This is a genomic window from Leucobacter sp. M11, from assembly GCF_035726885.1.
Lineage (GTDB): Bacteria > Actinomycetota > Actinomycetes > Actinomycetales > Microbacteriaceae > JAPFRB01.
Map to the genome: position 1 here is coordinate 647,906 of NZ_JAPFRB010000002.1, position 6,536 is coordinate 654,441.

Consider the following 6,536-nt stretch of genomic DNA (forward strand, 5'->3'; position numbering starts at 1 on the left):
TTCGCCGATGACGCTCTCCTCCTCGACGCTGACTGGGGTGTTCGCCGGGTGTTCCCGGCGGTCGCGCGCATCTGATCCGGGAGGCCCCGCTCCGCTGCCGGGCAGGCGCGCAGCACTCGCGGGAGGGGTCGTGCCCCACCTAGCCGGGCGGCGGCGTCACCGCTGGCCGGGTCCGCGAGGCAGCGCGCCCCGGGGCCCCTGCCCGGGACCGGGGCGCGCCGCCTCACGGGGTCGGTGCGGGGGTCGGGGCCTGCCCGATCAGGGCCGTGCCGACGGCGGCCGCGGCGAGGCCGTCCGGGAGCACCCGGAGCCGTTCGGCGAGACCGAGGGAGGCGAAGAAGGCGCTGCGCGCGCCGAGCGCGGCGAATTCGTCGCGCACCCGATCGAAGAGCGAGGCCCCGAGGTGGCGGAGCCCACCGCCGACGACGACGGTGCCCGGGTCAACGGTGAGCACGAGCAGGCGGACGGCCTGCGCGGTCCCGTGCACGAGGCGATCCCGCACCTCGGCGGCGAGCGGGTCGCCGTCCGCCGCGGCGCGGAACAGCTCCGCGGCGGGCAGCGGGTCCCGGCTCGGCCACTGCCGGGCCAGGCCGGAGCCGCTCGCGACGGTCTCCAGGCAGCCGCGCTGCCCGCAGGGGCAGGCAATCCCCGCGGGATCGACGCTGACGTGCCCGATCTCCCCGGCGATGCCCTGCGCCCCGCGCAGGATCCGTCCGTCCGTGACGAGCCCGGCGGCCAGCCCCGTGCCCAAGTTCAGGAAGGCCATCGACCCCTCGATGTCGAGCAGGTGCGTCGCGCCGAGGGCCGCCGCCTTGACGTCGTTTTCCACGCGGACGGGGACGCCGGTGCGCTCGCGCAGTGCGGTCGCGAGATCCAGCCGCTCCAGGCCGAGGTTGAAGGCGTACTCCACGACGCCGTGCTCGCTGTCCACCAGCCCGGGGATGCCGACCCCGATCGACTCGGCCCCGCGCAGGTCGGTGGCCGCCCCGCCGAGCCGACGCAGGGCCTCAAGCGCCGTGCCGATCACCCCCGCCGGACCGCGCGCGGTGTCCAGCCGGGCCTGCGCGACCACCGCACCGTCCGCGCCGAGCGCGACGGCCTCGGTCTTCGTGCCGCCGATATCGATACCGATTCGCATCAGCGCCCCCCGTCCGCGCCCGCGGGGGCATCGAGCACCGCGATCAGGGCGTGCCCGAGCAGGCGAGACGCCCCGAGCGCGGCGATCTCGGCGTAGCGGCGGTCCGGGCTCGGCCAGCCGAGATCCGCGGTCAGCACCGCGCGGCCGTCCGCCCGCAGCCCGTCCACGAGGGAGCGGGCGAAGCCGAAGCGGTGCAGGTCCTTGCCCACGACGAGCAGGGCGCCGGGGGTGCGGTCCAGCTGCTCGCGGAGCGCGGGCAGCCCGGTCTCCGCGGACACCGGGAGCACCGGCCGGGCGGCGAAGCCGACCGCGGGGGCGTCCCCGGTGCGCCGCTCCGCCGCAACCGCGGCGAAGGGCCCCCAGGGGGCCTCGCCCACGGCAATATTCGCCGCCACGTCGATCCGGAGCACCGTGTACTCCCCCGCGGGTCCGCCGTGCTCGGCGAGCCAGCGCCGGGCAGCCGGAGCGCACTCGATGCTCCCGGCGACCGCGCGCACCTCGGCGGGGTCAACCGCGGCGGCCGCGGCGAAGCCCGCGGCCGAAAAGTTCGCCGGAGCCCAGCCCGCGCCGAGCGCGCGCACGCGGGCGGCGGCCTCGGCAACCCGGGCCGGGCTCAGCCGCCCCTCCCGCACCGCTCGCCGCACGTGCGCGAGGATCTCGCCGAGCTGTTCGTCGCTGTTTTCCGTGCCGATGCAGAGCAGATCGCACCCCGCGACGAGGGCGAGCACGGCGGCCTCTGGGATCCCGCGTTCCCCGCTCGCCCCGTGCATGTCGAGGGCATCGCTCACGATGACCCCGGAAAAGCCCAGCCGCTCGCGGAGGAGGCCGCCGAGAATCCGAGGGCTCAGCGTGGCCGGGAGTTCCGCGTCGAGCTCGGGAAGCAGGATGTGCGAGGTCATGATCGTGCGGGTCCCGGCCGCGATTGCCGCGACGAAGGGCACGAGCTCCCGGGCGGACAGCGCCGCCTCCGCCAGGGGAACGCTGGGCAGCGCCACGTGCGAGTCCTGCGCCGTGTCCCCGTGCCCCGGGAAATGCTTCGCGCTCGCGGCGACCCCCGCGCCCTGCAGGCCACGGATCCAGGCCGCGGTGTGCCGAGCGACGAGGTCCGGCTCCGCGCCGAAGCTGCGGACCCCGATCACGGGGTTGTCCGGGTTCGAGTTGATGTCCACGTCGGGAGCCAGATCGAGGCAGACGCCCACCGCGGCGAGCGCCCGCCCGACCCGGGCGGCCACGGCCTCGGTGCGGGCCGGGTCATCGAGCCGGCCGAGCACGGCGTTGCCGGGGTACGGGGAGCCGGTGTCCGCGAAGAGTCGGGTGACATCGCCCCCCTCCTCGTCGATCGCGGTGACGGCGTCCGGGTTCGCGGCCCGGATGGCGTCCGTGAGCCCGCGCACCTGGGCGGGATCGCCGACGTTCTGACCGAACAGGCACACCCCGCCGAGCCCGGCGCGGAGGCGCTCGGCGAGCCACTCGGGCAGTTCCTGGCCGAGGAAGCCGGGCATCAGCGTCGCGAGGATGTCGCGGTCCAGCGCCTCGCTCGTCACCGCGCTCATCCCTTCACCGCCCCGCTGACGAGGCCGGAGGTCATCCGGCCCTGCACGACGAGGAAGAAGATGATCACGGGCAGCGCCACGAGCGTCGAGGCGGCCATCACCTCGCCCCAGTCGATGGCTCGGGAGCTGGACTGCTGGATGAAGCCGCGCAGCCACAGCGGCAGGGTTTGGGTGCTGCCGTCCTGGAGGATCACGAGGGCCACGGTGAACTCGTTCCAGGCCTGCAGGAACGCGTACACGCCGGAGGCGACGAGGCCGGGGGCCAGCAGCGGGAAGGTGATCCGCAGGAAGGCCTGGGTGCGGCTGAGCCCGTCCACCATCGCGGCCTCCTCAAGCTCCACCGGGATCCCGGCGACGAACCCGCGCAGCATCCAGATCGTGAAGGGCACCACGGCGGCGATGTAGAGGATGGAGACGCCGATGACGGAGTTGAGCAGGCCGACGGAGCCCATGAGCTTGTACTGGGCGATGAATAGCCCCTCGGCGGGGAGCATCTGGATGAGCAGCACGGCGATGACGAAGCTCTTGCGCCCGCGGAAGCGGAAGCGGCTGATCGCGAGCGCCGCGAGGAAGGCGAAGATGAGACAGCAGATCACGGTGATGAGGGCGACGGCGACGCTGACCCCGAGCGCGGGGAGGAAGGTGCCGCCCGTGATCACGGCGCGGAAGTTGTCGAGGGAGCCGCCGACGGGGAGGAACTGGGGGCGGCCGGACTGGAGCACGGCGTCCGGGAGGAAGGCGGAATTCAGCATCCAGTACACGGGGAAGACCCAGACGAGGGCGACGACCACGCCAAGGACGCCGAGCAGGATCTTCGCGATCGGGGAGCGGCGCTGCGCCGTGGGGGCGACCCCCTGGGTGCGCAGGAGCCGGGTTTCGGTGGTGGTCATCAGGACTCGTCCTCCCGGAGCAGGTGCCGCACGTAGAACCAGCTGATGGCGATGGTCAGCAGCAGCACGAAGATCGACATCGCGCTCGCCATCGCGAAGTCGCTGGAGCCGACGCCGAGCTGGTAAATGTAGGTGCCGAGCAGGTTGGTCTCGCTGGCGATCGAGCCCTTGTCCTGCAGGAGCCGGATTTGGGTGAACACGCGCAGGTCCCAGATCACCTGGAGCAGCAGGACGATGCCGAGGACGGGCTTGATCATCGGCAGGGTGATGAACCGCAGTCGCTGCCAGCCGCCGGCCCCGTCCATCCGCGCCGCCTCCAGCACCTCCCCGGAGACCTGGCTGAGCCCGGCGTACACCGAGAACGCGACGAAGGGCACGCTCATCCAGACCACGATGATCATCGCGACGAGGAAGAAGGACAGCGGGTTCTGGAGCCAGTTGTGGTTGGGTTCGCCGATGCCGAGCGAGCTGAGCGCCCAGTTCACGACGCCGCGTCGCCAGTCGAAGAGCCAGTTCCAGATGGTCATGGCGGCGACGACCGGGGTCGCCCAGGCCAGGAGCAGGGCGATCTGGATCGTGATGCGGACGGGGGTGACGACCGTGGCCATGAGCACCGCGAGCAGGACGCCGAGGATCATGGTGACCCCGGCGGTCACGAGGCAGAACGCGAGCGAGCGGGCGACCACGACCCACGTGTAGGGGTCGGAGAAGAGGGTGAGGTAGTTCTCGAACCAGACGAAGGGCGCCGGCTGGCCGAACTGCTGGGCTAGCCCGAAGCTCTGCATCGAGGTGATGAGCTGCCAGATGAGGGGGTAGCCCATCGCCAGGAGGACGATGACGACCGCGGGGATGAGGAGCAGGTAGGGGGTCAGCCGCCGCTTCCGGGCGCGGGGCGCACCGCCCTCGGGAGCGGCGGTGCTCCCGGGTCCCGGGCCGTCGGGACGCCCCGCGCGGGCATCGTTCGGCGCCGAGGGCGTCAGGGTGTTCGTGCGGGTCACGACGGACCCCTTTCTTCGCAAGCGGGCAAACAGATTGGCGCGGTGCGTGCGGCTCCCCCCGAAGCCGCACCCACCGCACCGGCCGCGACCGGGTTAACCGGCCTTGACGTTCAGGAGCGCATCGATCTTGCCGTTGTACTCCTGGGCGAGGGCGGACAGGTCGTCCGCGGCCTCGATCTTGCTGAAGAACTCCTCCATGAGGTTTGCGGCCTCGACGGATGCCCAGCCCGGCGCGGCCGGGGTGAGCTTGGAGTTGGAGGCGGACTCGATGAGCGCCTGGGCGAACTGGTCGTCCCCGAGCGAGTCCACGTACTGCTCGTTGGCCGGGCCGAGCCCGTTCTCGCCGAGCATCTGCTGGTACTCAGCGGAGAAGATGATCCGCAGGAGCTCCTTGGCGAGCTCCGGGTGCTGGGTCTTCGCCGAGATGCCGATGTTCGAGCCGCCCGCGAACACGGGGGCCGGTTTCCCGTCGTTGCCCGGCAGCGCGAAGGTGCCGAAGACGTCATCGTTCCAGGTGCGGACCGGCTTGCCGTCGTCGCCCGTGCTCAGGTCGCCGATCGACCAGTGCGCCCAGCCCGGGGCCATGATCGTCGCGGCGGACAGGGAGGTCTCGCCGGAGGCGTTGCCCTCCTCGTCGAGCGTCTGATCGCTGTCGTTCAGGTAGATGTACTGGTTGGAGTCCTTCGCGTCGTTGGGCGCGTTGGAGGCTTTGCGCTGCAGGTCCTGCAGCTGCGAGAGGCCCGTCAGGGACTCCGGGGAGTCCAGGGTGGAGACCCAGGTCCCGTCTTCGAGCTTGGCGATGTCGCCGCCGTTGGCGAAGATCCAGGAGACCCCGTCGCGCCAGTCCTGGCCGCCGAGGAAGAAACCGGAGAAGTCGGTGATGTCCTTGGGGTTCTTCTCGGTGATCGTGGCGACCGCCGTGTTGAACTCGTCCAGGGTCTTCGGCACGGTCACCCCGGCCGCCTCCCAAATGTCCTTGCGGTAGAACATGTAGCGCGAGCCGAAGTAGTACGGCAGCGTGAAGTTCTGGTCCCCGACCTTGCCCGCGTCCACGAAGGAGCCCAGCAGGTCGTCGCCGCCGAGTTCGTCGACCATGTCGGTGATGTCGAGGAAGGCGCCAACGTTCGTGAAGGTCGGCGACTGGGTGTTGCCGATCTCGGTGACGTCGGGGGTGTTCTTCTCATCGGGCAACGAGGTGGTGAGCTTCGTGATGATGTCGCCCCAGTCCTGCTGCTGGATGTCGAGCGTCGCCCCGGTCTTTTCGGCGAAGGTGTCTGTGAGGTAGTCGCGGAGCTCGTCCGGGGTGTCCCCGCCGAGCACCCACATCGTGAGCTTCTCGTCGCCGGAGCCGGCGGCCCCGGAGTCCGGTGTGTTCCCCCCGGCGCAGCCGGTGAGCACGAGCACGGAGGCGAGCGCCACCGCGGCGCCGCGTGCGATTCTTGGCATCATTGCCTGTCCCTTTCCCTTGTTCCGAGGCACGTGGCCGCCGGTGTTGGTCTGTTGCATTCGACTTCCCCGCATCAGCTCAGCCCCAGCTGCTCGGACAGGACGAGGGCCGCGGCCCCGCGAAGCACGATGTCCGCGCCGTGCGGGGTGAGCCGCACGGTCAGCGAGTCGTGGAAGTCGGCCATGGTGCGCGCCCGGATGCTCTCGACGCAGGCATCGAGCAGGGCGCCGCCGATGAGCTCCGGCGGACCGGAGAGCACCACCTCGGCGAGGTTGAGCGCCCCAATCACGGGGGCGAGGGCAATCCCGAGGCGCTGCCCGGCCTCGCGGAGCACCGGGGTGGGGTCCGCGTCGGGGCCGAGCGCCGCGATGCGCTCCCGGAGCCGGGGCACGGAGAGCCAGGATTCGAGCACGTGCTCGCGCGAGTACGGGGCGCCGGGGCCGAGGTCGGTGCCGACCATGACTTGGCCGAGCTCGCCCGCGGCGTAGCGGCTCCCGTAGACGAGCGAGC

General features: G+C 71.7%; 5 protein-coding genes and 1 pseudogene. All 6 read right to left on the reverse strand.

Translation table 11 applies throughout. The features are described from left to right. Positions 1 to 223: 223 nt before the first annotated feature. Positions 224 to 1,138, reverse strand: coding sequence for an ROK family protein (locus OOT08_RS07505; protein ID WP_325091981.1), 915 nt, complete (start codon positions 1,136 to 1,138; stop codon positions 224 to 226). After that, positions 1,138 to 2,691: a glycoside hydrolase family 3 protein gene (locus OOT08_RS07510; protein ID WP_442916191.1), complete on the reverse strand. Its 1,554-nt coding sequence runs from the start codon at positions 2,689 to 2,691 to the stop codon at positions 1,138 to 1,140. The genes OOT08_RS07505 and OOT08_RS07510 overlap by 1 nt, the downstream gene beginning before the upstream one ends. Then, positions 2,688 to 3,581 (reverse strand): carbohydrate ABC transporter permease, encoded by an 894-nt coding sequence (locus OOT08_RS07515; RefSeq protein WP_325091983.1) that lies wholly within the window; start codon positions 3,579 to 3,581, stop codon positions 2,688 to 2,690. The genes OOT08_RS07510 and OOT08_RS07515 overlap by 4 nt, the downstream gene beginning before the upstream one ends. Then, positions 3,581 to 4,579, reverse strand: a complete 999-nt coding sequence (locus OOT08_RS07520; protein WP_325091984.1) for a carbohydrate ABC transporter permease — start codon at positions 4,577 to 4,579, stop codon at positions 3,581 to 3,583. Before OOT08_RS07520 ends, OOT08_RS07515 begins: the two co-directional genes overlap by 1 nt. Before the next feature lie 93 nt (positions 4,580 to 4,672). Further along, the gene (locus tag OOT08_RS07525) at positions 4,673 to 6,028 is read right to left on the reverse strand and encodes an extracellular solute-binding protein (RefSeq protein ID WP_325091985.1); all 1,356 of its coding nucleotides are present in this window, start codon (positions 6,026 to 6,028) and stop codon (positions 4,673 to 4,675) included. A 71-nt stretch (positions 6,029 to 6,099) separates the two neighbouring features. After that, positions 6,100 to 6,536, reverse strand: a pseudogene (locus tag OOT08_RS07530) (ROK family transcriptional regulator); the annotation flags it as partial.